Here is a 25,146-nt window from a genome sequence, read left to right as displayed (position 1 = left end):
CGACGCAACATGAACTCCCTGAATCAGTTCTTCTTCGGCATCTATCCCTATATCGCGCTGACGATCTTCCTGCTGGGCAGCCTGGTGCGCTTCGAGCGCGAGCAGTACACCTGGAAGTCGGACAGCTCGCAGCTGCTGCACCAGGGCCAGCTGCGGCTGGGCAACATCCTGTTCCACGTGGGCATCCTGGGCCTGTTCTTCGGCCACCTCGCCGGCCTGTTGACGCCGGTGGTGGTATGGGACACGCTGGGCGTGTCGCACACCCTGAAGCAGACCGTGGCGATGGTCGCCGGCGGCGTGATGGGCGGCCTGTGCCTGATCGGCCTGCTGATCCTCATCCATCGCCGCCTGAGCGATCCGCGGATCCGCGCCACCACGCGGCCAGGCGACAAGCTGCTGTTGCTGTGGATCCTGGTCACGCTGCTGCTGGGCCTGTCCAGCATCGTGCTGTCGGCCGGCCACATGGACGGCGAAATGATGGTGCGCCTCATGACCTGGGCGCAGCACATCGTCACCTTCCAGGGCGACGCCGCCAGCCATGTCGCCGACGTGCCGCTCCTGTTCAAGGCGCACCTGTTCATGGGCCTCACGCTGTTCGTAATCTTCCCGTTCACCCGCCTGGTCCACGTCTGGAGCGGTTTCGCCTCGGTCGGCTACCTGGGCCGCGCCTGGCAGCTGGTCCGTCCGCGCTGAACCCCGCCTCAAGGAGCCGAACATGCCCGTCATCGTCAATGGCGTCGAACTGAGCGACGCGGACCTGGAACGCGAACTGCCGCTGCACTCGGAGGCCGGCAATCCCATGCGGGAGGCGGTCACCGCGCTGGTGCTGCGCCGCGTGCTGCTGGACGAGGCCAGCCGGCAGGGGCTGGACGCCTCGGACGAGGAGGGCGCCATCGGCGGCCTGCTGGCCCGCGAGGCGACCGCCCCGGAGGCCGACGAGGCCGCCTGCCGCCGCTTCTACCAGATGCACCCCGAGCGTTTCATGGTGGGAGAGCTGGTCGAGGCGGACCACATCCTGTTCCAGGTCACGCCCAGCGTGAACCTGGACATGCTGCGCGCCCACGCCGACGTGGTGTTGGCCGAGTTGCTGGAGGACCCCTCGCGCTTTGCCGAGGTGGCCCGCGAACAGTCGAACTGCCCATCTTCCGCGGTGGGCGGCAGCCTGGGCCAGCTGGGCCGTGGCGACACCGTGCCGGAATTCGAGCGCGCGGTCTTCGCGCTGCCTGCCGGCGGGCTGCTGCCGCAGCTGCTGCAGACCCGCCACGGCCTGCACATCCTGCGGGTGACGCGCCGCATCGAAGGGCGTTTGCTGCCTTACGAGCACGTGGCCGGGCAGATCGCCACGGCGTTGTCGGCCATGAGCCGCGACATCGCCTGGCGGCAGTACGTCAAGCTGCTCGTCGGGCGGGCCCGGATCGAGGGGATCGACCTGGAGGAGGGCGAGCCCGAGCGAGTATTCAGCGGAAGCGCCGCATGATGGACGAGCCCGCTGCTGGACCTCTCAAGGACGGCTTCGGACGCCGCATCGATTATCTGCGCGTCTCCGTCACCGACCGCTGCGACCTGCGCTGCGCCTATTGCCTGCCCAAGGATTTCAAGGGTTTCGAGACGCCCGCCAACTGGCTGACCCACGATGAAATGACCCGGCTGGTCGGCCTATTCGTCGGGCTGGGCGTCAGCAAGGTCCGCCTGACCGGCGGCGAGCCGCTGCTGCGCCGCGGCATCGCCGCGCTGGCGGGCGCCATCGCCGCCATGCCCGGGCTGGCGGACCTGTCCGTTTCCACCAATGGCACGCAGCTCGCGCGCCATGCGCAGTCCCTGCGGGCGGCGGGCGTGGACCGTCTGAACGTCAGCCTGGACACGCTGGACGCGGCCGCCTTCGGCCAGATCACCGGCCGGGACTGTCTGTCGTCGGTGCTGGCCGGCCTGGACGCCGCCCGCCGCGCGGGCTTCGCGCCCATCAAGCTCAACAGCGTGGTGCACGCGGCCACGCCCGAGGCGGAGGTGCGGCGCCTGCTGGACTACGCCGTGGCCCAGGGCTTCGTGCTGCGCCTGATCGAGCCCATGCCCATGGGCGAATGCGGCCGGGGCCATACCCATGTCGACCTGAACGCCATGGGCGCGCGCCTGGCCGCCGAGGCCGGCTTGCTGCCGGCGCTGGCGGGGCAGGGAGCCGGCCCGGCCCGCTACTGGACGACGGGCCGCGGCACGCCGGTGCTGGGCGTGATCACGCCCATGTCGCGCCATTTCTGCGCCAGCTGCAACCGGGTCAGGCTGGGCGTGGACGGCACGCTGTACCTGTGCCTGGGGCAGGAAGACCAGGTGCCGCTGGGCCGGCTGCTGCGCGAGGGCGCCAGCGACGCCGAACTCACCGGCGCGATCCTGGCGGGCATCGCCGCCAAGCCGGAGCGCCACGAGTTCACCACCCGCCCGGAACGCATCGTGCGCTTCATGGCGCAGACGGGAGGCTGACATGCGCGACATCGAACGCCTCGTCGACGGCTTCCAGCGTTTCCAGCAGCAATATTACGAGGACGCGCCGTCGCTCTACCGCAGCCTGCGCGAGGGCCAGCATCCCAGCACCCTGCTGATCGGGTGCTGCGATTCCCGGGTGGATCCGGCCATGCTGCTGGGCTGCGACCCGGGCGACATCTTCACCGTGCGCAACGTGGCCAACCTGGTGCCGCCGTCCAACACCGACCGGGGCCTCCAGGGCGTGCTGGCCGCGATACAGTTCGCGGTGGAGCAATTGCAGGTCAGCCGCATCATCGTGCTGGGCCACGCGCACTGCGGCGGCATCCGTTCGCTGATGGACCGCGGCTCGCGGCAGGGCGGCGGGGACGGCGAGCCCGACTACCTGGGGCGCTGGATGGACATCGCCGAACCGGCGCGCCAGCGGGTGCTGCAGCAGATGCCCGCGGCCACGGCCGCGGAGCGCCGGCGCGCCTGCGAGCAGGCCTCCATCCTGATCTCGCTGCGCAACCTGGAAGACCTGGCCTTCGTCAGGCGGGCGGTCCAGGCGGGGCGCCTGACGCTGCACGGCTGGTATTTCGACCTGGTGGCGGGCGCTTTGCTGGCATACTCGGCGCGGGCGGACGCGTTCCTGCCCATCGTATGCCCTTTGTTCACGGAGCTCGCATGACCCCAGCCTTCGGTATCGCCGGCCGTTCCGGCAGCGGCAAGACCACCCTCATCGAGGCGATGCTGCCCCTGCTGGCCGCGCGCGGCTTGCGGGTCAACGTCATCAAGCACAGCCATCACGACTTCCAGATGGAGCCGCCGGGCAAGGACAGCGCGCGCTTTCGCGCGGCCGGCGCGCAGGAGGTCATGGTGGCGTCGCCGTTTCGCTACGCCATCGTCCACGAACTGCGGGACGCGCCCGAACCCACGCTGGACGAGCAGCTCGCCCGCCTGGCGCCCGCCGACCTGGTGCTGGTCGAGGGGTTCAAGCAGGCGGCGATCCCCCGCATCGAGGTCTACCGGCCCGCCGCGGGCAAGCCGCCGCTGCACGCCGAGGACGCCACCTTCCTGGCGGTGGCGACCGACGCGCCGCTGGAGACCGCATTGCCCTGCCTGCCCCTGAACGAGCCGGCGCGGGTCGCGGCGTTCATTTGCCGCGCCCTGGACCTGGATTGAACGACAGCGTCGCGCACGAGCCGTGGCGGGCGAGGGCCGGAGCGGGAGGCTACACTGGTAGCCGATCCCTCCCGGGGACCCCGACCCGCTCCACCGCCATGACGTCCACCGATCCCATCGTCGAATCCGACGGCCTGCCATCGCCCCGGCACCGCCTGTCCACGCGCATCATCGCCAGTTCGCTGCTGGCGCTGGTGGTGGTGCTGGCCATGGTCAGCTGGACGCTGTGGCTGTCCTGGCAGCTGGAGGGCGCGGGCGCGGCCATCAATGACACCGGCAGCCTGCGCATGCGCGCCAACCGCGTCGCGGTGGAACTGATGCGGCCCCAGGCCGGGCGCGAGTTCCGCACCCAGGAGCAGATCCAGGTCATGGACGACACGATCGCGCGCCTGGCGCGCGGCAATCCGGCCCGGCCGCTCTTCATCCCCAACGACGAGGCCATCCGCGTCCAGTGGCACGACGTGGCCGGATACTGGCAGGACATCATGAAGCCGGCGGCGCTGCGCGCGCTCGGGCAGCCGGATGCCGCGACCTACCTGGAGACGCTGCCGGAGTTCGTGTCCCGGGCCGATACCCTGGTCCGGATGATCGAGCAGGACAACGCGGGCAAGACCACCTCCCTGCGCCTGTCGCAGGGCGTGCTGGCGGCCATCGCCAGCGCCGGCACGCTGGCCATGATCTACCTGCTGTACCTGTGGATCATTTCCCCGGTGCTGCGCCTGCGCGACGGCCTGCAGCGCATGGCCGCCCGCGAATTCAGCACCCGCCTGCCCGTGGAAAGCCAGGACGAGTTCGGCGTGCTGGCCCGCGGCTACAACCGCATGGCCGACGAGCTGCAGGACCTGTACACCGGCCTGGAGCGCCGGGTAGAAGAAAAGACCGCCCAGCTCGCGGCGCAGAACCGCGACATCGGCGCGCTCTACGACATGGCGGCGTTCCTGAACCAGCCCAACGAGATCGAGGCCCTGTGCGACGGCTTCCTGCGCCGCGTGATGCTGCAGTTCGATGCCGAGGGCGGCAGCATCCGGGCGCTGGATCCCACCAACGAGAAACTGAACCTGATGGTGTCGGTGGGCCTGTCCGAACAGTTGGTGGAATCCGAGCATTGCATGAAGGTGGAGGACTGCTATTGCGGGGTCGCCACCCGGCAGGAGGGCGTCATCGTCATCCAGGACTTCCGCCAGTCGCCGCCCTCCATGGACCTGAACTGCCAGCGGGACGGCTTCGCCAGCGTGGCCGTGTTCCGCATCGTCACGCGCGACGAGGTGCTGGGTTCCTATTCGCTGCATTTCCGCCAGCAGCGCCGGCTGACGCCGGCGGAGTCCCAGTTGCTCGAAACGCTGGGGCGGCACCTGGGCGTGGCGCTGGACAACCGCCGCCTGGGCGCGCAGGCGCGCCAGCTGGCCGTGGTGCAGGAGCGCGGGCTGGTGGCCCAGGGCCTGCACGACAGCCTGGCGCAAGGGTTGAATTTCCTGAACCTGCAATTGCAGATGCTGGACGCGGCCGTGCAGCGCGGCGATGCGGAGGAGATCGAGGAGATCCTGCCGCTCTTGCGCGCGGGCGTGGACGAAAGCTACCAGGACGTGCGGGAGCTGCTCACCAATTTCCGCACCAAGCTGTCGCAGGGCGACCTGCAGGCCGCCATCGAGGACACGGTGGAGCGCTTCCGCCGCCAGACCGGCGTGGAAACCGTGCTGCGCTTCGGCCAGGGGCAGGGCGCGCCCTTGCCGCCGGAGCAGCAGCTGCAGGTGCTTTTCATTCTGCAGGAAGCGCTGTCGAACGTGCGCAAGCACTCGGAGGCAGACCGCGTCGAGGTATCGGTCGACAACGACCGCGATTTCAGCCTGACGGTGAAGGACAACGGCCAGGGCTACGATCCGGCCGAGGTCGCCGAGCGCGGCGAGTCCCACGTCGGCCTGCACATCATGCGGGAACGGGCCGCCCGGATGCGCGCCGTGATAAAACTGGAATCGCAGCCCGGCGCCGGCACGCGCGTTTCGCTGACCCTGCCCGGCAGCGAACGCCAGGCCGCTTGAGACCTCCCAGACCATGCCCATCCGTATCCTGCTTGTCGACGACCACACCCTGTTCCGCTCCGGCGTGCGGCTGCTGCTGCAGCGCCAGCCCGATTTCGAAGTCGTGGCCGAGGCCGGCGACGGCGTGGAGGGCCTGAAACGCGCGAAGGAGCTCAAGCCCGACGTGGTCCTGCTGGACCTCAACCTGCCGGGGCTCTCGGGGCTGGAGACGCTGCAACTGCTGACCCAAGACCTGCCTTCCTGCGCCGTCATCATCCTGACGGTGTCGGAAGAGGCGGACGAGCTGGGCCAGGCGCTGCGCGACGGGGCCCGCGGCTACCTGGTGAAGAACATCGACGCGGATGCGCTCACTTCCGCCATCCGCCGCGCCGCCGGCGGCGAGCCGGTGATCGCGGAGAGCATGACGGCCAAGCTGGTGGAGCAGTTCCGCGGCCAGGGCGGCCCGGGCTCGCAGCCGGCCGGCGGCGGCGACCGCAACCGACTCACCGCGCGCGAACGGCAGATCGTGCAATGGCTGGCCCGCGGCGCCAGCAACAAGGTCATCGCCCGCGAGCTCGACGTGAGCGAAAGCACGGTCAAGATCCACGTGCAGAACGTGCTGAAGAAACTCAACCTGACCAGCCGCGTGCAGGTCGCGGTCTATGCCGTGGAGCACGGCCTGTACACGGAAGAATAGCGGGCGACGGCGGCGTCGCGGCGCCGCCGCGATACGCCCGCCGCCGGCGCCGCGCGCCGTTTGATCTTCGACAAGGCCCGCGGGGCGGCCGGCCCCTAGACTGGCCGTCATGGAAACTCGAACCTCTCCCCTGGAGCTCGTGGCTCCCGCCGGCAGCCTGGCTGCCTTGAAGGCGGCGATCGAAGCGGGCGCCGACACGGTGTATCTCGGCCTGAAGAACGCCACCAACGCCCGCAATTTCGCCGGGCTCAATTTCACCGAAGCCGATATCCGCGCCGGCGTCGAACTGGCGCACAGCCGCAAGCGCCAGGTGCTGTTCGCCATCAACACCTTCGTGCAGGCGGGCCGCGCGCAGGAATGGCGCGCCGCCGTGGACGCGGCCCACGGGCTGGGCGCCGACGCGGTCATCATGGCCGACCCGGGCCTGCTGGCCTATGCCAGCGACCGCTATCCGGACCTGCGCCTGCATCTGTCGGTGCAGGGCTCGGCCACCCACGCCGACGCCATCGAACTCATGAAAGAGCAGTTCGGCATCCGCCGGGTGGTGCTGCCGCGCGTGCTGACCCTGGCCGAGATCGCCCGCATTTGCGCCAACGTCAGCGTCGAGGTGGAGGTGTTCGGCTTCGGCAGCCTGTGCGTCATGGCCGAGGGCCGTTGCCTGTTGTCGTCCTACGCCACCGGCGATTCCCCCAACAACAAAGGCGTCTGTTCGCCCGCGCACGCGGTGCGCTGGGAAGAGACGAACGGCCGCATGGACGCGCGCCTGAACGGCATCCTGATCGACCGCTACGAACCCGGCGAACCCGCCGCCTACCCGACCCTGTGCAAAGGGCGTTTCGACGTGGATGGGCAATCCGACCACGCCTTGGAGGAACCCACCAGCCTGAACGCCATCGGCCTGTTGCCGCGCCTGGCGGAGATGGGCGTGTCCGCGATCAAGATCGAAGGCCGCCAGCGCAGCCCCGCCTACGTGACCCAGGTGGTGGCGACGCTGCGCGCCGCGCTCGACAGCGTGCATGCCGATGCCGCGCGCTTTTCCCCGCGCCCCGAATGGAACGCCATGCTGGCGCGCCATGCCGAGGGTTCCCAAGTCACGCAAGGCGCATTCGAGCGTCCATGGAAATGAAGCCCAACGCATACCAGATTTCAGTCGGCCCCTTGCTGTACTACTGGCCGCGCCGCGACACCCTGGCGTTCTACGCGGAGCTGGCCGACAGCCCCGCCGACATCCTGTACGTGGGCGAGACCGTCTGCAGCCGCCGGCACGAACTGCGCGCCGACGACTGGTTGGCGCTGGCGCGCGATCTCCGCGCCGCCGGCAAGACGGTGGTGTTGTCGGGCCGCACGCTGATCGAGACCGGCGCCGAGGCCAGCGCCCTGAAGAAACTGTGCGAGCAGGACGACTTCCAGGTCGAGGCCGGCGAGGTGGGCGCGATGCGCCATCTGGCGGGCCGACCCTTCGTCGCGGGCCCGCACATGAACGCCTATCACGGGGGCACGCTGGAATGGCTGGCCCGCCGCGGCGCCACGCGCTTCGTCGCGCCGCTGGAGATGGACGCCAACACGCTGGCGCGCCTGTTGCAGGAACGGCCGGTGGGCCTGGAGGCGGAAGTGATGGTCTGGGGCCGCATGGCGCTGGCTTTCTCCGCCCGCTGTTTCACGGCGCGGCATTTCCGCCTGAAGAAGGACGAATGCGGATTCCGCTGCATCGAGCATCCCGACGGCCTGGACATGCGCACCCGCGAATCGCGCGACTTCCTCGCCATCAACGGCATACAGGTGCAGTCGGCGGCCTGTCTGGACCTGCTGTCGCAGGCGCCCGAACTGGCGGCGCTGGGCGCGGAGGTCCTGCGCGTCAGCCCGCAGTCGACGGGCACGCTGGAGGCGATTGCCGCGCTCGACGCCACGCGCCGCGGCGGCAAGCCCGCGGCGGTGGCGCCGCCCGCGGGGATCTCCCGCTGCAATGGCTACTTCTACGGCCGGCCCGGCATCGACCTGAAGGAGGAAGCGGCATGAGCGCGGCCATCGTCCTGCCTTCGGTGCTCGCCCGTATCGGCCGGCGCCTGCCCACGCCGCTGGTGTCGCTGCATTTCGTCGCCGGGCTGGAGCTGGCCCGGCGCTTGAAGTGGTTGTCGCCGCCGGAGGAACTGGAAGGCCGAAGTTTCGCCATCACCGTCGAGGACCTGGGATTGCGCAATTGCTTCACCCTCAGGCAGGGCGCGTTCCGCACGGTCTGGGACGGCGCGCCGGCGGAGCTGGAGCTGGGCGCCAAGTTCGCCGACCTGCTGGCGCTGATGCGCCTGGAGACGGACGCCGACACCTTGTTCTTCCAGCGCCGCCTGCGCATCTCCGGCGATACCGAACTGGGCCTGATCGTGAAGAACTGGCTGGACGCGGCCCCCCGGCCCGCCTGGCTGCAACGGCTGAGCCGGGCGGACGGGTAGGGCGGGCAGGCCCTGGGCGCCGGCCCGGCTACGCGCCCAGCCGCTCCATCCTGCGCGCCGCGCGCGACAGTACCAGGCTGGCCGCGAAGTACAGCATGGCCACCGCCAGGTAGACCTCTACGTGGTAGGGGCGCCAGGCGGTGCCGGCGACGACCGCCTTGGCCGCGCCCAGCACGTCGAACACGCCGATGATGCTGACCAGCGACGTATCCTTCACCGCGCCCACGAACACGCCCAGCGCGGCCGGGGCGGCGATGCGGCGCGCCTGCGGCCAGATGACGTAGGCGTGGGCGGCGGCCGGGCCCATGCCCAGCGCGCGCGCCGCCATCATCTGTCCGGGCGGGATGGCCTGCAGCGCGCCGCGCAGCACTTCCGCGAGCACGCAGGCGGTATGCAGGGTCAGCGCGGCCAGCGCCATGCTGAACTTCGACACGCCGCCGCCCAGCAGCATGGGCAGCACGAAGGACGCGAACAGCAGCTGGGTCACCAGGGGCACGCCGCGCACGGCTTCGATCAGGCCGGCCGCGGCCAGCGAGCCGGCCGGGCTGCCGGAGCGGCGCAGCAGGGCCAGCGCGAAGGCCAGCGGCACGGCGGCGGCCAACGCCGCGATGGCCAGGATCAAGGTGACCAGCAGGCCGCCCCAGCGTTGCGGCCCGATGGTCGCGCCGCCCCAGGGCCAGCCCGACAGGGCGCAGACCACCACGATCAAGAGGGCCGCCAGCAGCGCGGCGTGGATGCCGCCCGCCAGCCGCCTGCCGCCCAGCACCAGCGCGATGCCGGCCAGCAGCGCCGCGCAGGCGGCCAGCGCGGGGCCGCGGTCGGCTTCGGCCATGGTGCCGAACACCAGCAAGGGCAGGTTCTCTCCCACGGCGGCCCAGCATGCGCCCGCGGCGTTCGCGCAGGCGGCGGGATCGCCCAGCCAGACGGCGCGCACCACCGCCCAGTCCAGCAGGGCCCAGCCGGCCGCGGCCAGCGCGACCGTGAACGCGACGGACACCAGCCGCCGGCGCCAGGGCTGTGTTTCGCCCGCGCCCGCCAACGGCTGCGCGCGGTCGCCCAGGCGGGCGCCGTGCGTGTCGCCGGGGCCATGCCGGGTATGGCGGGCGTTCCAGGCCGACAGGCCGCCGCCCAGGGCCAGGGCCAGCGTCAGATAGACCGCCACGGCCAGCGCGATGCCTTCCAGAGCCAGCCCGGTCTGGGTGATGGCGGTATTGATCACGGCCATCAGCTCCTGGTAGCCGATGGCGATCGCCAGCGTGCTGTTCTTCACCAGGGCCAGGCATTGGTTGGCGTAGGGCGGCAGCGCCACTCGCGCCGCGTAGGGCGCGATCACCAGGCGCAGCACATGCCGGGGCGCGAGCCCCAGGGCCTGGCCGGCTTCCACGAGGCCGACCGGCACGGCGCGCACCGCGGCGCGGACGATGTCGGCGATATAGGCCGCATGGAACACCACCAGCCCCAGCGTCAGGGCCGCGAATTCGATGCTGGGTTGCCAGCCGCCTTGCAGGCCGAGGCCGCGCTTGACCGGCAGGTCCAGCTGCAGCGGCGGCAGCAGGGTCCAGCCCAGCAGCGCGACGGCCAGGGCGCCGTACAGGGCCGGCTTGCCCCAGCGGCGCCGGGCGCGCCAGCCCAGCGCCAGCGCGGCCAAGCCCAGGGCCGCGTAGGGCAGCCAGCCGTGCACGGCCGGCAGGGCGAGGCCGCGGTTGGAAAGCAGCACGGACGGCAAGGGCGACCACGCCTGCCGCAAGTCCGGCAGGCGCAGCAGCAGCCCGTACCACACGAACAGCTGCAGCAGCACGGGCGTGTTGCGCAAGGGCGCGATGACGAGGGCGGCGCAGCGCGCGGCCAGCGGGTGGGACGACAGGCCCAGCAGGCCCAGGCCGATGCCCAGCGCGGTCGCCAGCGGGATCGCCACCAGCGCCACCGTCAGCGTGTTGACCAGGCCGGCGGCGATCGACATCCAGTAGGGATCGTCGGGCGTGACGTTCAGCAGGCTTTCCGAAATGCGGAAGCCCGACGGCTGGAACAGGAAGCCGAAGCCGCCGTGGATGCCGCGCGCCGCCTGCACCGATTCGATGTGCAGCAGCAGAATGGCGGCCATGCCGCCCAGCCCCAGGACCCAGGCCGCCGTGGACAGCCAGCGGCGCCACGGGGCGGGAGCGGGGAAGGGGATCGTCGCCGTCGTCATGTCACTGGAACGGGGGCGAGTACAGCAGGCCGCCCTGGTTCCATTGGGCGTTCAGGCCGCGCTCCAGCTTCAGCGGGGTGGAAGCGCCCAGGTTGCGGTCCCAGACTTCGCCGTAGTTGCCCACGGCCTTGATGGCGTTGCGGGCCCAGGCTTCGTCCAGGCCGAAGCTCTTGCCGATGCCGGGATCCACGCCCAGCAGCCGGCGCACCTGGGCGTCGGTGCTTTGCGACTGGCCGTCCGCGTTCGCGGCGGTGATGCCGAGTTCCTCGGCCGCGACCAGCGCGTTCACCGTCCAGCGCACGATGGCGGCCCAGTTGGCGTCGTCCTGGCGAACGAAGGGGCCGAGCGGGGACTTGTTGATGCGCTCGGGCAAGATCACGAAATCGTCGGGCTGGCTGGCGCGGGCGGCGCGGCTGGCGGCCAGGGTGGAGGCGTCCGACAGGTAGACGTCGCAACGGCCGGCGTAGAAGGCCTGCTCCAGCTCCACCAGGTTTTCGATGACCACCGGGCGATAGCTGAGCTTGTGCTTCTTGAAGTAGTCGACCAGGTTCTGTTCGTTCACCGTGCCGGGCTGCACGCACACCTGTGCGCCGTCCAGTTCGGTGGCGCTCTTGACGCCCAGCTTGCGCGGCACCAGGAAGCCCTGGCCGTCGTAGAACACGATGCCCGCGGACACGATGCCCAGGCCGGCGTCGCGGCTGGACGTGATGGTGGTGTTGCGGTTGAGCACGTCGACCTCGCCGGACTGCAGCGCGGGGAAGCGCTGCTGCGAGCTGAGGGGAACGAAGCGCGTCTTGGCGGGATCGCCCAGCACGGCGGCGGCCAGCGCGCGGCACAGGTCGGCATCCAGGCCGGTCCAGCGGCCTTGCTTGTCGGCGATCGACAGGCCGGCCGAGCCCTGGCTGACGCCGCAGACCAGTTCGCCGCGCTTCTTGATGGTGTCCACCGTGCCCGCATGGGACGCGCCGGCGATGGCCAGCGCGGCGGCCGCGCCGGCGGCCTTGAGGAATTGAGTCAGATGCATGCCGTTCCCGTAGTTGTCATAGCCAAGAAAGGCATGAATTCTAGGGTCGGGTCCCGCGATTCCGAGCGACTATATAGTCATATCAATATAAGAACTAAGCCTTATCCAGATTCTCGTCATATACCTAGAATGCCGTCATCTCCATACAGTCCCACGAACAAGGTCGAAGGTTGCGCATGAGCTGGCAGGACGAATTCAGGCAGTGGTTTCCGATAACGCGCGATAAGGCCTACGCCAACATCGCCTACACCAGCCCGCTCTCTCCGCGGGTGTCCGGCGCGGTCGCGGATTTCTTCGACGGCATCACCCATGCCCGCAGCGACAAGCCGCAATGGCTGCGCGACGCCGATACCCTGCGCACGCGGCTGGCGCGCCTGCTCGGCGGCGACGCGCGCCGCCTGGCCTTTACCAAGAACACCACCGAGGGCCTCAATACCGTCGCCCAGGGCCTGGCCTGGCAGGATGGCGACAACCTGGTCGTGGACGACCAGGAGCATCCGACCAATGCCTTGCCGTGGCTGAACCTGCGCCGCCGCGGCGTGGAGGTGCGTGTCGCGCGGGCCGAGGCGCACCGCTATTCCGTGGAAGACCTGTGGCGCCTGGTCGATGCGCGCACCCGACTGATCGCGGTGTCCTGGGTGCAGTACGGCACGGGCTTTCGCACCGACATCGCCGAACTGGGGCGCCGCTGCGCCGAGCGCGGCATCTGGCTGGTCGTCGACGGCATCCAGGGCGCGGGCCTGTTGCGCGCCCGGGTGGACGAGTGGCGCGTGGACGCCTTCGCCTGCGGCGCGCACAAAGGCATGCTGGGCCCGCTGGGCGTGGGCCTGCTGCACGTTTCTCCCGGATTGCTCGACGCGCTGGACCCGCTGTACGTGGGGCCGTCGGGCGTGACCACCCTGGACAAGTCCGGGCCGCAATGGCGGCTGGGCGTGTCCGATCCCGGCGATGCGCGCCGGCTGGAGACCGGCAACCTGAACTATCCCGGCATCGCCGGCTGGGCCGGCGCGCTGGACCTGATCGAAGAGGCCGGGCCCGACCGCATCGAGCCCTGGGTGCTGGAGCTGTCGCAGGCCTTGAGCGAGGGCTTGCGCGCGCTCGGCGCGCAGGTGGCCACGCCGTCCGGCGCCGAATCGCGCAGCACCACCACCGCGCTGCGGGTGGCGGATCCGGCCCAGGCGCTGGCGCATCTCGCCCGCGAGGGGGTGGTGGCCAGCATTGTGGAGTATGGTTACGTGCGTCTGTCCGTCGGCGCCTATAACAACCATGCCGACGTCGACCGAATCCTGCGCGCCGCGCGCGCATTCGCAAGCTGACAAGAACCCTTGAAACGCATCTCCTGGAGAGACACATGAGCGAAACGAAAAAGCCCTGGCGGCTGGAAACCATTGCCGTGCATGGCGGCTATCGTCCCGATCCCACCACGCGCGCCGTGGCGGTGCCGATCTACCAGACCGTCGCCTACGCCTTCGACGACACGCAGCACGGCGCCGACCTGTTCGACCTCAAGGTTCCCGGCAATATCTACACGCGCATCATGAACCCCACGACCGACGTGCTCGAACAGCGCGTCGCGGCCCTGGAAGGCGGCATCGCCGCGCTGGCGCTGGCCTCGGGCCAGGCCGCGGTCACCTACGCCATCCTGACCATCGCCGAGGCCGGGGACAACATCGTTTCGTCCAGCACGCTGTATGGCGGCACTTACAACCTGTTCGCCCACACGCTGCCGCAGTACGGCATCACCACGCGCTTCGCCAATCCCAGCGACCTGGCGGCTTTCGAAGCCCAGATCGACGACCGCACCAAGGCCATCTTCGCGGAGTCCGTGGGCAACCCGCTGGGCAACATCACGGACATCGCCGCGCTGGCCGAGCTCGCGCATCGCCACGGCCTGCCGCTGATCGTCGACAACACCGTGCCCTCGCCGTACCTGCTGCGTCCCATCGAGCACGGCGCCGACATCGTGGTGCAGTCGCTCACCAAGTACCTGGGTGGCCACGGCACGAGCCTGGGCGGCGCCATCATCGACTCGGGCAAGTTCCCCTGGGCCGAGCACAAGGCCCGCTTCAAGCGCCTGAACGAGCCGGACGTCAGCTATCACGGCGTGGTCTACACCGAAGCCTTCGGCGCGGCCGCCTACATCGGGCGCGCCCGCGTGGTGCCGCTGCGCAATACCGGCGCGGCGATCTCGCCGTTCAATTCCTTCCAGATCCTGCAAGGCATCGAGACCCTGGCGCTGCGCGTGGACCGCATCGTCGAGAACGCGGTGAAGATCGCCCGCTACCTGCGCGAGCATCCCAAGGTCGAATGGGTCAACTACGCCGGCCTGCCGGACCATCCCGACCACGCGCTGGCGCGCAAGTACCTGGGCGGCAAGGCCCCGGGCCTGTTCACGTTCGGCGTGAAGGGCGGCCGCGAGGCCGGCGCCCGCTTCCAGGACGCGCTGCAGCTCTTCACCCGCCTGGTCAACATCGGCGACGCCAAGTCGCTGGCCACGCACCCGGCGTCCACCACCCATCGCCAGCTCAATCCGGAAGAGTTGCAGAAGGCGGGCGTGCGCGAGGAAACGGTTCGCCTGTCGATCGGCATCGAGCACGTCGACGATCTGCTGGCCGATCTCGACCAGGCCCTGGCCAAGGCGTAAGCGGCATGACGATGCTCCCGCGCAGAAATCTGCTGAAACTCGCCGCGGGCCTGCCCGCGCTGGCGGCGGGGGCGTCGGCCCTGGCCGCCGCGCCGGTCGCGAAAGCCCGGACCTACGTCCTGGCCCACGGTTCCTGGCACGGCGGCTGGTGCTGGCGCCCGGTCGCGGACCGCCTGCAGGCGGCCGGCCACCGAGTGTATGCGCCCAGCTACACCGGCATGGGCGATCGCGCCCACCTGCTGAGCAAGGACATCACCATCGACACCTTCGTCGAGGACCTGGTCCAGGTCATCGAGACGCAGGAACTCAATGACGTGATCCTGGTGGGCCACAGCTTCGGCGGCATTCCCATCACGGGCGTGGCCGACCGCAAGCCGGGCCGGCTCGCGCACCTGGTGTACTTCGACGCCATCGTGCTGGAGAGCGGCCAGAATGCGTTTTCCGTCTACCCGAAGGCGGACGCGGACGCTCGCATCGCCGCGGCCTCCAAGGCCACGGGCGGACTGGCCGTGCCAATCCCCGATCCGCTTCCCGCGGCCTGGGGCTTCACGCCCGGCACCGCCGACCACGACTGGGTCAAGCGCCGCCTGACCGCGCATCCGCTGGCCAGCTACACCTCGCCGCTGAACCTGAAGCATCCCATCGGCAACGGCGTGCCGCGCACGTACATCCATTGCACGCAGCCCGAGCTGGCGGTGCTGGACGATTCGCGCAAGCTGGTGAAGTCGCAATCCGGCTGGAACTGGGTCGACATCGCGGCGCCGCACGAAGCGCACATCACGCATCCGGCGTTGCTCGCCGAGCTGCTGCTGGGCCTGGCCTGACGGTACAGGCGCCTAGGGCGCGGGAGGGCGCTTGCGCAACGCGGACGGCGCCATCCCTTCCGTGCGCTGGAAGACGCGGCTGAACGCCGCCTGGGACTGGTAGCCGACGCGCTCGGCGGCGTCCTGGATGCCCATGCCCTGGCTCAGGTAGCGCCGCGCCACGCGCATGCGCAGCAATTGCAGCAACTGCGCGGGCGTGGTCCCGCCGTGCAGCGTGAAGCGGCGGTGGAAAGTGGCTTTCGACATATGCACCCGGTCGGCCATGTCCTGCATGCTCCAGGGTTTGGCCGGCTCGGCCAGGATGGACTGCAGCAAGCCGGCCATGGCGGGGTCGCGGGCCAGCACGAAGAGGCCGTAGGCCTGGCGGTCGTGGATGGCCAGATGGCGCAGCATGAAGAAAATGAGCAGGTCGGTCAGGCGTTCCAGCACGACCGGCGACGCGCCGGGATCGCGCGCGGTTTCGCCGAGGATCAGTTCGAACACGCCGCGCGCGGTGTGGAAGCGCTCGTCGTCGGCGCGCAGCACCAGGTAGTCGGGCAGCGTGTCGGCCAGCAGGTCGGCGAGCCCGGGCCGGAACTGGAAGAAGCCGCAGGCCAGGCCGGTGCTGTCGGCCTGCCGCGGCAGGAGCGGCTGCATCGGCGCGCATCGCCCGCCGTCGGCGGCGGGCAGACCCAGCGGCGTCAGCGCATGGGGAATGTCGCGCAAGAAGAAGATGCCGTCGCCCGCGGCCAAGGTGAGGGTTTCGCGCCCCGCGCCCACGTCGACGAGGCAACCGCCGTGCAGGATCAGGTGGAAGCTGGCGCGGGCGCGTCCGCTGGTGCTGGCCGACCAATTGCCGCAATACTGCCCGAGGTGGTAGAGGCTGGATTGCACCTCCAGGCTGGACAGCAGCAGGGCGTCGACCGCGGCCTGGTCGGCGGCTGATACGGTCCATGGACCGGAGCAGTTCGGAGGTAAGGTTTCGGAACGCATCAGGTTATAAGCGCATAGCTGAAAGTCGATAAGATCTAGCATCAAGTTGCGATCTTCATGCATTGTCGCTTGCCGCCCGCCGCAAGCACAATGAGGCTTCAAAACCCTAGCCGTCAGGAGAGAACACATGGCCCGTTTGCCCGTCCATACCGCGCAAAGCGCTCCCGAACCCACGCGCGCGGCGCTGGCCGCCGCCGAGCGGGGCGCGGGATACCTGTCCAATCTGCTGGGCGTGCTGGCCAACGCGCCGGTGGCGCTGGAGGCTTATCAGACCCTGTCGCAGATCAATGCCCGCGCCGGGTTGACCTTGCAGGAGCGCGAGGTGGTGCAACTGGTGGCCGGCACGCGCCACGGCTGCACCTTCTGCGTGGCGGGCCACACCGCGCTGGCGCGCAACAAAGCCAAGCTGTCGCCCGAAGTGGTGGACGCGCTGCGCGCCCAGGGCACGCTGCCGGACGAGCGCCTGCAAGCCCTGGCCGCCTTCACCGAAGCCGTGATCCAGACGCGCGGCCGCGTCGGCGACGAGGCCCTCCAGGCCCTGCGCGACGCGGGCTACACGGACGGCAACGCGCTCGAAGTCATCGTGGGCGTGGGGCTGGCCACTATCTGCAATTTCGGCAACAACCTGGCGCAGACGCCGCTTAACGAGCAATTGAGCGACTACGCCTGGAGCGGCGCGCAATGACGCCGCAATCCGCAATCGTCGACGCCGGGCGCGGCCTGCTGCCGCAAGACCTGCGCGCGTGGCTGGAGCAGCACGCCGACGCGCTGGACGACGGCAGCCTGGACGCCGCCACGGTATTGCCCCGGCTGGCCGCGGCGGGCGTGTTCCGCCAGGGCGTGCCCCAGGCGCAGGGCGGCCTGCCCGGCACCGACATCGGCGACGCCATCGAGGCGGTGTCGCAGGTGGCGGAGCTGTCGGTCGCCAGCGCCTTCGTGGCCTGGGGCCAGCGCGTCTTCATCGAATACCTGCTGCGCAGCCCGAACACCGCGCTGGCCGGCGCGTGGCTCGCGCCCCTGCTGGCCGGCGAGCAGGCGGGTGCGACGGCGCTGTCCAACGCCATGAAATTCCTGAGCGGCATCGAGTCCCTGCAGATCGCCGCGCGGGAAGAGGACGGCCAGTGGGTGCTGGACGGCCGCATGCCCTGGGTGACGAACCTGCGGGTGCAGGGCTTCCTGGTCGCCGCGGCGGTCACGGCGCCCGACGGCACGCCGGCCGTGGTCGCGCTGCCGCACGATATCGCCGGGCTGGCGCGCAGCCCGGACCTGTCCTTGCTGGCGCTGCAATCGAGCAACACCGCCGCGCTGGACGTGCGCGGCGTGCGCATCGGCCCGGAATGGCTGATCCATCCCGATGCCCGCGAGTATCTGCCGCAAGCAAGGCCGGCCTTCGCGGGCCTGCAATGCGGCCTGTCCATCGGCCTGGCGCGCCGCGCCTTGCTGGCCGCGGCGCAGGCGGGGCAGGGCCAAGCGTCGCGCGGCATCCTGGGCGCGCCGCTGCAGGCCTTGCGTGAGCAAGTCGACGCGCTGTCCGACAGCCTGATCGAGGGGGTGCGCAACGGGCGCTTCGTGTCCGAACCCTGGGCCCTGTTCGAGATCCGGATCGCCTTGGCCGAGGCCGCCAACCAGGCCGTGCAGCTGGAACTGCAGGCCAGCGGCGGCGCGGCCTACTTGCGGCCGGCCGGCGCGGGCTTTGCCCGGCGGTGGCGCGAGGCGGCCTTCCTGCCCATCGTCACGCCCAGCCTGGTGCAGTTGAAGACCGAGCTGGCCAAGCGGCAGGCCAGGCTGGCGGCCGGAGCCGTCGCATGACGACGGCGCCGCAAGCCGTGCTGCAAGCCCGGGGCCTGGCGCTCAGCTACCCGGGCGCGGCCGGCGCGGTGTTCCAGGGCGTGGACCTGGATCTCGCGCGCGGCGAGGTGGTGGCCGTGCTGGGCGCCAGCGGCGCGGGAAAATCGAGCCTGCTGCGGGTGCTGGCCGGCTTGCAGCCCGCCAGCGCCGGCACGCTGCTGATGGAAGGCGCGCCGCTGACGGGCGTGCATCCCCGCGTGGCCGTGGCGTTCCAGGATCCGAGCCTGCTGCCCTGGCTGTCGCTGGAACGCAATGTGGCTTTCGGCCTGGATTTCAAGCATCAGCCGGCGCTGACGCCGGCGCAGCGCCGCGCGCGGGTGGATCAGGCCATCGACGAGGTGGGCCTGTCGCATGCGCGGCAGCTGCGCCCCGCGCAATTGTCCGGGGGCATGGCGCAGCGCGCGGCCCTGGCCCGCTGCCTGGCGCGCCGTCCGTCCGTGCTGCTGCTGGACGAACCGTTCGGCGCGCTGGACGAGGTGACGCGCGGCGAGATGCAGGCGCTGCTGCGCAAGGTGGTGGCGGATTTCGATACCGCCGCCGTATTGATCACGCACGATATCGACGAAGCGCTGGTGCTGGCCGACCGCATCGTGCTGCTGGGCGGCGCGCCCGGCCGCATCCTGGGCGTGTGGCGGGTGGACCTGCCGCAGCCCCGCGCCGACCTGTTGCCGGAAATGGGCGCGCTGCGCCTGGAAATCCTCACCCGCCTGCGCGGCGCGCTGCGGGACGCCCGCGGCGTGGCCGCGCCAGCCTGACCCGGCGCCCGAGCCGCGGGCCCTTGCTAGGAGCTTTTTGATGTGCCTGGAACACATGTCGCGTCGCGACTGGTTGAAACTTTCGGCCCTGTTGACGGCGGGCGGCGCCGCCTCGTTGCTGTCGGCGTTCAACGCCCGCGCGCAGAGCGAGCCCGACGCGCCGGTGCGCATCGGCTACCTGCCCATCACGGACGCCGCGCCGCTGCTGGTGGCGCACAACAACGGCCTGTTCGAGAAGGCCGGCGTCAAGGCGGAAAAGCCCACGCTGCTGCGCAGCTGGGCGCAGGTGATCGAAGCCTTCATCTCGGGGCAGGTGAATGTGGTGCACCTGCTGTCGCCCATGACGGTATGGGCGCGGTTCGGCAGCCAGGTGCCCGCCAAGGTGGTGGCCTGGAACCACGTGGGCGGCTCGGGCCTGACCGTGGCGCCGGCGATCGATAGCGTCAAGGACCTGGGCGGCAAGACGGTCGCGATTCCGTTCTGGTATTCCATCCACAACGTGGTGCTGCAATACCTGCTGCGCGAAAACGGCCTGACGCCGGTGGCGCGCAAGGACGGCACGGTGGGCGCGGCCGAGGTGAACCTGGTCGTGATGGCGCCGGCGGACATGCCGCCCGCGCTGGCGCAGAACCGCATCGCGGGCTACATCGTGGCCGAGCCGTTCAATGCGGTGGCCGAGACCCTGGGCGTGGGGAAGGTGCTGCGCTTCACGGGCGACGTCTGGCGCAACCACGCCTGCTGCGTGGTGTTCATGCACGAGCGCGACCTGGAGCAGCGGCCGCAGTGGTCGCAGAAGGTAGTGGACGCCATCGTGCAGGCCCAGTTGTGGATACGCGAAAACCGGGCCGAGACGGCGCGGCTGCTGTCCAAGGAAGGCATCAACCGCTACACGCCGCACGCCTTGCCCGCGCTGTCCAAGGTGCTGGCGCCGCCGCCCGCGGACCGCGAGCAATACCTGGCCAGCGGCGCCATCCGGCACGCGGGCTGGGACGAGCGCCGCATCGATTTCCAGCCGTATCCGTTCCCCAGCTATACCGAGGAACTGGTGCGCCGCCTGCGCGATACGCTGATCGAGGCGGACCGCGGCTTCCTGGCGAGCCTGGATCCGGCCCGCGCCGCGGCCGAACTGGTGGACGACCGCTACGTCAGGCGCGCCATCGAATCGGCGGGCGGCCTGAGCCGTTTCGGCTTTCCCGACCAGTACAGCCGGACCGAGTTGGTGCAGGCGTGACGGCCCGGGAATCCACCGCCGATACGCCCGCCGGGCTGGCAGGCTCGCGGGAGCCGGCGGCCGGGCGCAAGCGCGGCGGCCAAGGCCTGGCGGCGCGCTGCGCGCTGGGCGCCGGCGGCCTGGCCGCGCTGCTGGCGCTGTGGTGGCTGGGCACCGACGTGCTGTCGCCCGCGGGCGGCATGGCGCGGCGGTTTTCGCCGGGCGCCACCTTCGTCAGCCTGGGCGAATTGCTGACCGGCTCCGACCTGCCGGCGCACATTCTGGTCAGCCTGCGGCGCATCGCCGTGGGCCTGGGCTTCGCGCTGGCCATCGGCGTGCCGCTGGGGCTGGCCATCGGCAGCTACCGGCGGCTGGAGGCCGCGGTGTCGCCGGCCATGCAGTTCCTGCGGATGATTTCGCCCTTGTCGTGGATGCCGATAGCCGTGATGGTCTTCGGCGTGGGCGACGACCCGGTCTACTTTCTGCTGGCCTTCGCGGCCGTCTGGCCCATCGTGCTGAACACGGCGGCGGGCGTGCAGCAGCTGGACACGCGCTGGCTGCTGCTGGCCCAAAGCGTGGCCGCCACGCGTTGGGAGACCCTGCGCAGCGTCATCCTGCCGGGGGTGCTGGGCCATATCCTGACGGGGGTGCGCCTGGCGATCGGGATCCTGTGGATCGTGCTGGTGCCCTGCGAGATGCTGGGCGTGTCGGCGGGCATGGGCTATTTCATCCTGGATACGCGCGACCGCCTCGCGTATTCGGAGCTGATGGCGATGGTGCTGATGATAGGCGTGCTGGGCTTCCTGCTGGATGCCGGGGCGCGCGCGCTGTACCGCTATTGGCGGGGATAGGCCTTACTTGCGGACGCCCTTGCCGCCCGCGGGGCAGACCAGCCCGCGCAGCTTGCGCTGCACGGGGTCGTGCGCGATCGGCGCGTTGTTGATGCCGGCGGTCGGCGGCGATTCCACGATGGAGCCGGTGGCGTTTTCGCCGGCGTAGTGCAGCGTCCGCGTAACGGTATAGGTGTTGGAAGAGCAATTCATCGTGACCGGCTGGGTCACCGACCGGTAGGACTGCCCGTTGGCCTCGGACATCCGCGGCTGGGCATAGAACCAGGCAACGGTCACGGCCATCACGGCGGGGCGTTCGGACAGCGGCTTGATCGAGGCGCTGTCGTAGAACACGCCCGGCATGGCCTGGGGATCCAGCGGCACCCATTCCGGACCGTCGAACAGCGTCCCGGCAGGGCCCGGGTCCCGCGGCACCACGTTGACCGCGCAGGCATCGGCCGGCACCGGATCGCCTTCGCGCGCCGTGACGGTCTCGCACGCGCCGGGCTGGGCCGCCGGCGCGGCGCCGCTCCAGGCGGCGGCGAGCGCGGCGAGGGCGAGTCGGGGAAAGGCGTGCCTTGCGGTCATGGGAGGTTCCGTTCAATTGGCGGCAGGCCACGGCCGGGAGGAACCGCCGGCGGCCATGGGATGCCCCCGATCATACCGGGGGGGAGCGGCGCTTGCGCGCCTTCATTCGGTGGAAACCGGCCCTAGGCTGTCAATACGTAGTCCGGATAGCGCTTGCAGATCTCGGCCACTTGGCTGAGCGTGCCCGACAGGTGTTCGCGCAGCACCTGCTGTGCCCGGACGGGATCCTGCGCGACGATGGCGTCCAGCAGGCGCTGGTGATCGTCCAGGATGCGCTCGGCCTTGCCGGTTTCCGGCAGGTGCAGGCGGCGCAGCCGGTCCAGGTGGCCGCTGTAGCGCTGCTCCAGTTCCCACAGGCGGGTCACGCCGGCGGCTTCGTGCATGTCGCGGTGGAACGCCTGGTCGGCGTTGATGAACTGCTGGTACTGGCCGGCGGCATGGCTGGCGCGCTGCAGGTCGATGCTGGCCTGCAGCCGCTGGAACAGGGCGGGGTCGGGCCGCTGCGCCAGCAGCTGCACGATTTCCAGTTCGAGCGAGCGGCGCAGGAAATGCGCCTCGCGAGCGGCCGCGATGTCGATGCGGCTGACCACTGTGGTGTGCTGGGGATAGATCTCGACCAGGGCTTCCTCGGCCAGGCGCATCAGGGCGTCGCGGATGGGCGTCTGGCTCAGGCCGTAGGTATCGGCCAGCGTCACGCGCGACAGCGGCGCGCCGGGGGCGAGTTCCAGGGAGACGATTTGTTCGCGCAGGTGTTCGAACACCTGGGGCGCGGCGTGGCGCGAGCGGTCCAGTCGGAGCTTGGTGCTAGGCATCAGGAGGCGCGAAGGGCAGGGCCATGAAAACGGAGAAGCCCAAGTGTAGCGGGTTTTCACCTAGCTGACGCACTAATATATTAGTGTTTAAATGGCCCCGTCGATTCCCTCTTGATTGCCGCGACCCCATGAAACGTAACTACGAAAGCCTGCGCAGCGCCGCCTGGATGGCCAAGGACGACCTGCGTTCCTTCGGCCACCGTTCCCGCATGATGCAAATGGGCTACGGCCCCGACGACTGGGCCGGCCGCCCCGTCATCGCCATCGTCAATACCTGGTCGGACCTGAATCCCTGCCACAGCCATTTCAAGCAGCGGGTCGAGGATGTGAAGCGCGGCGTGTTCCAGGCCGGCGGCTTTCCGGTGGAATTGCCGGCCATCTCGGTGTCGGAATCCTTCGTCAAGCCCACCACCATGCTCTACCGCAACTTCCTCGCCATGGAAACCGAGGAGCTGCTGCGCAGCCATCCGGTGGATGGCGCGGTCCTGATGGGCGGCTGCGACAAAACCACGCCCGGCCTGATCATGGGCGCCATCAGCGCCGGGCTGCCCTGTATCTACGTGCCCGCCGGCCCGATGCTGCGCGGCAACTGGAAGGGCAGGGTGCTGGGTTCCGGCTCGGACGCCTGGAAACTCTGGGACGAGCGCCGCGCCGGCAAGATCACGCGGGAGCAATGGACCGAAGTCGAAGGCGGCATCGCCCGCAGCTACGGCACCTGCATGACCATGGGCACGGCCAGCACCATGACGGCCATCGCCGAAACCATCGGCATGACGCTGCCCGGCGCCTCCTCCATTCCGGCGGCGGACGTCAACCACATGCGCATGTCGGCCGAATGCGGGCGGCGCGTGGTGGAGATGGTCTGGGAAGACCTGACGCCGCAACGCGTCCTGAGCCTCGCGTCCTTCACGAACGCCATCAACGTGGCCATGGCCATGGGGTGCTCCACCAATGCCATCGTGCATCTCGTCGCCATGTCGCGCCGGGCGGGCCGCGCCGTCGGCCTGGACGACTTCGACGCCGCCAGCCGCAAGGTGCCCGTGATCGCCAACATCCGGCCCAGCGGCGACACCTACCTGATGGAAGATTTCTACTACGCCGGGGGCCTGCCGGCGCTGATGTCGCGGCTGCACGGCCACCTGGACCTGTCCGCCATGACGGTCACCGGCAGGACGCTGGGCGAGAACATCGCCGGCGCCGAGGTCTACGACGACGACGTGATCCGCACGCTGGACACGGCCATCTACGACGAGGGCGCGCTCGCCGTCCTGCGCGGCAACATCGCGCCGGACGGCTGCGTCATCAAGCCCAGCGCCTGCGCGCCGCAGTACCTGCGGCATACCGGCCCGGCGCTGGTGTTCGACGACTATCCCAGCATGAAGGCCGCGGTCGAGGACGAAGATCTCGACGTCACCGCCGACCACATCATGATCCTGCGCAACGCCGGCCCGCAGGGCGGCCCCGGCATGCCGGAATGGGGCATGCTGCCCATCCCCGCCAAGCTGGTGAAGCAGGGCGTGCGCGACATGCTGCGCCTGTCGGACGCCCGCATGAGCGGCACCAGCTACGGCGCCTGCATCCTGCACGTGGCCCCGGAAAGCCATATCGGCGGCCCGCTGGCGCTGGTGAAGACGGGCGACCTGATCACCGTGGACGTGCCGGCCCGCAGCATCCACCTGAACGTCAGCGACGAAGAACTGGCCGAGCGCCGCGCCGCCTGGACGCCGCCGCCCAAACGCTACGAGCGCGGCTATGGCTGGATGTACTCCCGGCACATCCTCCAGGCCAACGACGGCTGCGACTTCGACTTCCTCGAAACCGGCTTCGGCGTCCCGGTGCCCGAACCCGAGATTTTCTAGCGCTTTCTTCCATCCCGATACCCGGAGCCATCGTGTCCCCCATGAATCCCGAAACCCGCGCCAGGCTGGCCGGCGTCAGCACCGCCACCCTGTGCACCGCCTTGTTCAAGCGCGGCCTGCGCAACCAGTTCATCCAGGACGTGCGTCCGTTGAATGCCTCGCTGCCCAATATGGTGGGGCCTGCCTTCACCCTGCGCTACATCCCGGCGCGTGAAGACCTGAACACCATCAAGGTGTTCGAAGACCGCTCGCATCCGCAGCGCGTCGCGGTCGAGACCTGCCCCGAAGGCGCGGTGCTGGTCATGGACAGCCGCAAGGACGCGCGGGCGGCCTCGGCCGGCTCCATCCTGGTCACGCGCCTGATGAAGCGCGGCGCGGCCGGCGTGGTGACGGACGGCGGCTTTCGCGATTCGCCCGAGATCGCGGAGCTGGGCTTCGCCGCCTACCACCAGCGGCCGTCGGCGCCGACCAACCTGACCCTGCACCAGGCGCTGGACATCAATGCGCCCATCGGTTGCGGCGACGTGGCCGTGTTCCCCGGCGACATCGTGGTGGGCGACCGCGAGGGCGTCGTGGTGATCCCGGCGCGCCTGGCCGACGAGATCGCGGCCGAGGCCGTGGAAATGACCGCCTTCGAGGATTTCGTGACCGACCAGGTGCGGCAGGGCGCGTCCATCCTCGGCCTGTACCCGCCCACCGATCCGGGCGCCAAGGACAAATTCGCCGCGTGGCGCAAAGAACAGGGCCGTTGAGCCTTGCGGCCGGCGCCGCCGGCATTCCAGACCGATAACGAGAGGCAG

The 25,146-nt window shown here is 70.1% G+C and carries 25 protein-coding genes; 20 read left to right on the top strand and 5 right to left on the bottom strand.

Annotated features, from left to right (window positions below):
* Positions 1-9: 9 nt before the first annotated feature.
* The 10 genes from narI (at position 10) to ubiT (ending at position 8,792) form a co-directional block, all read left to right on the top strand.
* Complete coding sequence (gene narI, locus ADE01S_RS14475) at positions 10-693, top strand: respiratory nitrate reductase subunit gamma (RefSeq protein WP_062682395.1); 684 nt, start codon at positions 10-12, stop codon at positions 691-693.
* Between the two features lie 22 nt (positions 694-715).
* Entirely contained in the window at positions 716-1,477 is a 762-nt protein-coding gene (locus ADE01S_RS14470) for a peptidylprolyl isomerase (RefSeq protein ID WP_062682394.1), read from the top strand.
* A complete protein-coding gene (gene moaA / locus ADE01S_RS14465) occupies positions 1,474-2,472 on the top strand; it encodes a GTP 3',8-cyclase MoaA (protein ID WP_062682393.1) in 999 nt (332 codons plus the stop codon). Before ADE01S_RS14470 ends, moaA begins: the two co-directional genes overlap by 4 nt.
* Position 2,473: 1 nt before the next feature.
* Entirely contained in the window at positions 2,474-3,142 is a 669-nt protein-coding gene (locus tag ADE01S_RS14460; protein WP_062682392.1) for a carbonic anhydrase, read from the top strand.
* Positions 3,139-3,636, top strand: a complete 498-nt coding sequence (gene mobB / locus ADE01S_RS14455; protein WP_062682391.1) for a molybdopterin-guanine dinucleotide biosynthesis protein B — start codon at positions 3,139-3,141, stop codon at positions 3,634-3,636. The genes ADE01S_RS14460 and mobB overlap by 4 nt, the downstream gene beginning before the upstream one ends.
* A gap of 98 nt (positions 3,637-3,734) precedes the next feature.
* Positions 3,735-5,672 carry a type IV pili methyl-accepting chemotaxis transducer N-terminal domain-containing protein gene (locus ADE01S_RS14450; protein WP_062682390.1) on the top strand — a complete coding sequence of 646 codons (1,938 nt, stop codon included), beginning with the start codon at positions 3,735-3,737 and terminating at the stop codon, positions 5,670-5,672.
* Positions 5,673-5,685: 13 nt separating this feature from the next.
* Positions 5,686-6,348, top strand: a complete 663-nt coding sequence (locus ADE01S_RS14445) for a response regulator (RefSeq protein WP_062682389.1) — start codon at positions 5,686-5,688, stop codon at positions 6,346-6,348.
* A 109-nt stretch (positions 6,349-6,457) separates the two neighbouring features.
* Positions 6,458-7,474 carry a ubiquinone anaerobic biosynthesis protein UbiU gene (gene ubiU, locus ADE01S_RS14440; protein ID WP_062682388.1) on the top strand — a complete coding sequence of 339 codons (1,017 nt, stop codon included), beginning with the start codon at positions 6,458-6,460 and terminating at the stop codon, positions 7,472-7,474.
* Positions 7,471-8,364 carry a U32 family peptidase gene (locus ADE01S_RS14435; protein WP_062682454.1) on the top strand — a complete coding sequence of 298 codons (894 nt, stop codon included), beginning with the start codon at positions 7,471-7,473 and terminating at the stop codon, positions 8,362-8,364. The genes ubiU and ADE01S_RS14435 overlap by 4 nt, the downstream gene beginning before the upstream one ends.
* A complete protein-coding gene (gene ubiT / locus ADE01S_RS14430) occupies positions 8,361-8,792 on the top strand; it encodes a ubiquinone anaerobic biosynthesis accessory factor UbiT (RefSeq protein ID WP_062682387.1) in 432 nt (143 codons plus the stop codon). Before ADE01S_RS14435 ends, ubiT begins: the two co-directional genes overlap by 4 nt.
* Before the next feature lie 28 nt (positions 8,793-8,820).
* On the opposite strand, the gene ADE01S_RS14425 is transcribed toward ubiT, so the two are convergent.
* Entirely contained in the window at positions 8,821-10,980 is a 2,160-nt protein-coding gene (locus tag ADE01S_RS14425) for an ABC transporter permease subunit (RefSeq protein ID WP_062682386.1), read from the bottom strand.
* Position 10,981: 1 nt separating this feature from the next.
* A complete protein-coding gene (locus tag ADE01S_RS14420) occupies positions 10,982-12,004 on the bottom strand; it encodes an amino acid ABC transporter substrate-binding protein (RefSeq protein WP_062682385.1) in 1,023 nt (340 codons plus the stop codon).
* Between the two features lie 176 nt (positions 12,005-12,180).
* Between ADE01S_RS14420 and ADE01S_RS14415 the strand changes: the two genes are divergently transcribed.
* Genes ADE01S_RS14415 through ADE01S_RS14405 form a run of 3 tightly spaced genes read left to right on the top strand, consistent with a single transcriptional unit; the run spans position 12,181 to position 15,472 of the window.
* Entirely contained in the window at positions 12,181-13,320 is a 1,140-nt protein-coding gene (locus tag ADE01S_RS14415) for an aminotransferase class V-fold PLP-dependent enzyme (RefSeq protein ID WP_062682384.1), read from the top strand.
* Between the two features lie 35 nt (positions 13,321-13,355).
* Entirely contained in the window at positions 13,356-14,648 is a 1,293-nt protein-coding gene (locus ADE01S_RS14410; protein ID WP_062682383.1) for an O-acetylhomoserine aminocarboxypropyltransferase/cysteine synthase family protein, read from the top strand.
* A 5-nt stretch (positions 14,649-14,653) separates the two neighbouring features.
* Complete coding sequence (locus ADE01S_RS14405) at positions 14,654-15,472, top strand: alpha/beta fold hydrolase (protein ID WP_242663495.1); 819 nt, start codon at positions 14,654-14,656, stop codon at positions 15,470-15,472.
* A gap of 12 nt (positions 15,473-15,484) precedes the next feature.
* Here the strand turns inward: ADE01S_RS14405 and ADE01S_RS14400 are convergent, their stop codons facing one another.
* Entirely contained in the window at positions 15,485-16,444 is a 960-nt protein-coding gene (locus tag ADE01S_RS14400; protein ID WP_062682382.1) for an AraC family transcriptional regulator, read from the bottom strand.
* A gap of 127 nt (positions 16,445-16,571) precedes the next feature.
* Here ADE01S_RS14400 and ADE01S_RS14395 point away from each other — a divergent pair, with 127 nt between their 5' ends.
* Genes ADE01S_RS14395 through ADE01S_RS14375 form a run of 5 tightly spaced genes read left to right on the top strand, consistent with a single transcriptional unit; the run spans position 16,572 to position 21,108 of the window.
* Positions 16,572-17,129, top strand: coding sequence for a carboxymuconolactone decarboxylase family protein (locus tag ADE01S_RS14395; protein WP_062682381.1), 558 nt, complete (start codon positions 16,572-16,574; stop codon positions 17,127-17,129).
* Positions 17,126-18,253, top strand: coding sequence for an acyl-CoA dehydrogenase family protein (locus ADE01S_RS14390; RefSeq protein ID WP_087881507.1), 1,128 nt, complete (start codon positions 17,126-17,128; stop codon positions 18,251-18,253). Before ADE01S_RS14395 ends, ADE01S_RS14390 begins: the two co-directional genes overlap by 4 nt.
* Positions 18,250-19,047, top strand: coding sequence for an ABC transporter ATP-binding protein (locus ADE01S_RS14385; RefSeq protein WP_062682380.1), 798 nt, complete (start codon positions 18,250-18,252; stop codon positions 19,045-19,047). Before ADE01S_RS14390 ends, ADE01S_RS14385 begins: the two co-directional genes overlap by 4 nt.
* Before the next feature lie 40 nt (positions 19,048-19,087).
* Positions 19,088-20,278 carry an ABC transporter substrate-binding protein gene (locus tag ADE01S_RS14380; RefSeq protein ID WP_062682379.1) on the top strand — a complete coding sequence of 397 codons (1,191 nt, stop codon included), beginning with the start codon at positions 19,088-19,090 and terminating at the stop codon, positions 20,276-20,278.
* Positions 20,275-21,108: an ABC transporter permease gene (locus ADE01S_RS14375; RefSeq protein WP_088448057.1), complete on the top strand. Its 834-nt coding sequence runs from the start codon at positions 20,275-20,277 to the stop codon at positions 21,106-21,108. The genes ADE01S_RS14380 and ADE01S_RS14375 overlap by 4 nt, the downstream gene beginning before the upstream one ends.
* A gap of 3 nt (positions 21,109-21,111) precedes the next feature.
* Here ADE01S_RS14375 and ADE01S_RS14370 read toward each other — a convergent pair whose 3' ends face one another.
* Together ADE01S_RS14370 and ADE01S_RS14365 are read right to left on the bottom strand one after the other, a co-directional pair.
* A complete protein-coding gene (locus ADE01S_RS14370) occupies positions 21,112-21,675 on the bottom strand; it encodes a surface-adhesin E family protein (protein WP_062682378.1) in 564 nt (187 codons plus the stop codon).
* A gap of 122 nt (positions 21,676-21,797) precedes the next feature.
* A complete protein-coding gene (locus tag ADE01S_RS14365; RefSeq protein ID WP_062682377.1) occupies positions 21,798-22,487 on the bottom strand; it encodes a GntR family transcriptional regulator in 690 nt (229 codons plus the stop codon).
* Positions 22,488-22,615: 128 nt separating this feature from the next.
* Between ADE01S_RS14365 and araD the strand changes: the two genes are divergently transcribed.
* Positions 22,616-24,346 (top strand): L-arabinonate dehydratase, encoded by a 1,731-nt coding sequence (araD, locus tag ADE01S_RS14360; protein WP_062682376.1) that lies wholly within the window; start codon positions 22,616-22,618, stop codon positions 24,344-24,346.
* Positions 24,347-24,387: 41 nt separating this feature from the next.
* Complete coding sequence (locus ADE01S_RS14355; RefSeq protein WP_062682375.1) at positions 24,388-25,098, top strand: ribonuclease activity regulator RraA; 711 nt, start codon at positions 24,388-24,390, stop codon at positions 25,096-25,098.
* Positions 25,099-25,146 lie beyond the last annotated feature (48 nt).

Source organism: Achromobacter denitrificans NBRC 15125, from assembly GCF_001571365.1.
Taxonomy (GTDB): Bacteria; Pseudomonadota; Gammaproteobacteria; order Burkholderiales; family Burkholderiaceae_B; genus Achromobacter; species Achromobacter denitrificans.
This window is presented reverse-complemented; position numbering and strand designations above follow the sequence as displayed.

Excerpts from the sequence above, each read along its gene's own strand:
- narI (WP_062682395.1), top strand. The coding sequence starts at position 10 with ATGAACTCCCTGAATCAGTTCTTCTTCGGCATCTATCCCTATATCGCG.
- ADE01S_RS14470 (WP_062682394.1), top strand. The coding sequence starts at position 716 with ATGCCCGTCATCGTCAATGGCGTCGAACTGAGCGACGCGGACCTGGAA.
- moaA (WP_062682393.1), top strand. The coding sequence starts at position 1,474 with ATGATGGACGAGCCCGCTGCTGGACCTCTCAAGGACGGCTTCGGACGC.
- ADE01S_RS14460 (WP_062682392.1), top strand. The coding sequence starts at position 2,474 with ATGCGCGACATCGAACGCCTCGTCGACGGCTTCCAGCGTTTCCAGCAG.
- mobB (WP_062682391.1), top strand. The coding sequence starts at position 3,139 with ATGACCCCAGCCTTCGGTATCGCCGGCCGTTCCGGCAGCGGCAAGACC.
- ADE01S_RS14450 (WP_062682390.1), top strand. The coding sequence starts at position 3,735 with ATGACGTCCACCGATCCCATCGTCGAATCCGACGGCCTGCCATCGCCC.
- ADE01S_RS14445 (WP_062682389.1), top strand. The coding sequence starts at position 5,686 with ATGCCCATCCGTATCCTGCTTGTCGACGACCACACCCTGTTCCGCTCC.
- ubiU (WP_062682388.1), top strand. The coding sequence starts at position 6,458 with ATGGAAACTCGAACCTCTCCCCTGGAGCTCGTGGCTCCCGCCGGCAGC.
- ADE01S_RS14435 (WP_062682454.1), top strand. The coding sequence starts at position 7,471 with ATGAAGCCCAACGCATACCAGATTTCAGTCGGCCCCTTGCTGTACTAC.
- ubiT (WP_062682387.1), top strand. The coding sequence starts at position 8,361 with ATGAGCGCGGCCATCGTCCTGCCTTCGGTGCTCGCCCGTATCGGCCGG.
- ADE01S_RS14425 (WP_062682386.1), bottom strand. The coding sequence starts at position 10,980 with ATGACGACGGCGACGATCCCCTTCCCCGCTCCCGCCCCGTGGCGCCGC.
- ADE01S_RS14420 (WP_062682385.1), bottom strand. The coding sequence starts at position 12,004 with ATGCATCTGACTCAATTCCTCAAGGCCGCCGGCGCGGCCGCCGCGCTG.
- ADE01S_RS14415 (WP_062682384.1), top strand. The coding sequence starts at position 12,181 with ATGAGCTGGCAGGACGAATTCAGGCAGTGGTTTCCGATAACGCGCGAT.
- ADE01S_RS14410 (WP_062682383.1), top strand. The coding sequence starts at position 13,356 with ATGAGCGAAACGAAAAAGCCCTGGCGGCTGGAAACCATTGCCGTGCAT.
- ADE01S_RS14405 (WP_242663495.1), top strand. The coding sequence starts at position 14,654 with ATGACGATGCTCCCGCGCAGAAATCTGCTGAAACTCGCCGCGGGCCTG.
- ADE01S_RS14400 (WP_062682382.1), bottom strand. The coding sequence starts at position 16,444 with ATGCGTTCCGAAACCTTACCTCCGAACTGCTCCGGTCCATGGACCGTA.
- ADE01S_RS14395 (WP_062682381.1), top strand. The coding sequence starts at position 16,572 with ATGGCCCGTTTGCCCGTCCATACCGCGCAAAGCGCTCCCGAACCCACG.
- ADE01S_RS14390 (WP_087881507.1), top strand. The coding sequence starts at position 17,126 with ATGACGCCGCAATCCGCAATCGTCGACGCCGGGCGCGGCCTGCTGCCG.
- ADE01S_RS14385 (WP_062682380.1), top strand. The coding sequence starts at position 18,250 with ATGACGACGGCGCCGCAAGCCGTGCTGCAAGCCCGGGGCCTGGCGCTC.
- ADE01S_RS14380 (WP_062682379.1), top strand. The coding sequence starts at position 19,088 with ATGTGCCTGGAACACATGTCGCGTCGCGACTGGTTGAAACTTTCGGCC.
- ADE01S_RS14370 (WP_062682378.1), bottom strand. The coding sequence starts at position 21,675 with ATGACCGCAAGGCACGCCTTTCCCCGACTCGCCCTCGCCGCGCTCGCC.
- ADE01S_RS14365 (WP_062682377.1), bottom strand. The coding sequence starts at position 22,487 with ATGCCTAGCACCAAGCTCCGACTGGACCGCTCGCGCCACGCCGCGCCC.
- araD (WP_062682376.1), top strand. The coding sequence starts at position 22,616 with ATGAAACGTAACTACGAAAGCCTGCGCAGCGCCGCCTGGATGGCCAAG.
- ADE01S_RS14355 (WP_062682375.1), top strand. The coding sequence starts at position 24,388 with ATGAATCCCGAAACCCGCGCCAGGCTGGCCGGCGTCAGCACCGCCACC.